Source organism: Vibrio sp. AIC-3, from assembly GCF_013114515.1.
Lineage (GTDB): Bacteria > Pseudomonadota > Gammaproteobacteria > Enterobacterales > Vibrionaceae > Vibrio > Vibrio crassostreae_C.
This window is the reverse complement of the sequence record NZ_VTXG01000069.1, coordinates 1-1119: the sequence shown is the minus strand read 5'-3', so window position 1 is coordinate 1119 and position 1119 is coordinate 1. Positions and strand designations below refer to the sequence as shown.

Sequence of the window (1119 nt, the reverse complement as noted above, 5' to 3'; positions counted from 1 at the left end):
CGGTGTTTTTCAAGGTAGTTGTCATCATTTGCTTACTTATTAAGCAGCTTCTCTTTCTGGATTTAGGTGAACGTCACCAACAGGCGCACAGTTCCTGATATCACCAGACCACCGCTCAGGCTTTCGCTGTTTTGCAGCGAGCAATACCTCTACACGACGCTTCAAGATCTCTTTATCTTTTCCATTGTGACGCTCTGAAGGCGTGACGTAATTTAGCTGACTGTGCTTGTGCTCGGTGTTGTACCAGCGTACGAAGGCTTCAACCCAACTTTGGCTACTATCGATTGTTTCAAAGCCCTTCGTTGGCCAGCTTGGCATGTACTTTACCGTGCGGAACAATGACTCAACATACGGGTTATCATCACTGACTCTTGGGCGACTATACGATGAAGTAATACCTAACTCTTCCATTTTTGCTTTGAACGTCAACGACTTCATCGGCGCACCATTATCTGAGTGAAGAACCAGAGCTTGATTGAAGCACTGCTCTCGCATCAACGTTCGTTGCAGAAGTTGTGACGCCAGCTCACCGCATTCATGCTCATACACTTCATAACCAACAATTTTTCGACTGTAGATGTCCTCAATGACATACAGGTAATAATGTTGGCCTCGAACTTTTGAAGGTAAGTAAGTGATATCCCACGTATAGACTTGGTTTGAGTCCGTCGCTGTGTAACTGGTTGGCTTCGCTTGCTTCTGTCTGCTCCGCTGACGACCTCGTTTGTGAAGTTGCCCCTGCGTACTCAACACTCGGTAGTAGCTCGACTCAGAGGCGATATACTCACCTCTATCAAGCAGTGTCGGGACGATTTGAGTTGGAGGCAAGCTTGCAAACTCAGAGCGGTTACACACCTCGATTATCGCATCACGCTCTTCCTGCGACAGCTTGTTAGCAGGCTCAGGTCTGAGGCATATTGGCCTTTTGTCAGCTTGAACTTCACCTTGCTGATACCAGCGACGATACGTTCTCAAGTCGATTTGAACTTCATGGCAAGCTGGCTCTAAACGACACCCGCATTGCTTCGCTTCAAGGATAAGAGTCACTATGGTCTGCCTTTCATCGGTTGAGGTTAGTCGTCCTCTGGCTCTTCCCCGTAAAAGGCTCTCAGCTTTTTT

Annotated in this window: 1 protein-coding gene; it reads right to left on the bottom strand. The window is 47.5% G+C overall.

Annotated elements, in window-relative coordinates; genetic code table 11:
* Positions 1–39 precede the first annotated feature (39 nt).
* Positions 40–1119 (bottom strand): IS3 family transposase (locus F0229_RS21605; RefSeq protein ID WP_171733692.1); only part of this gene is annotated, 1080 nt, incomplete at its 5' end.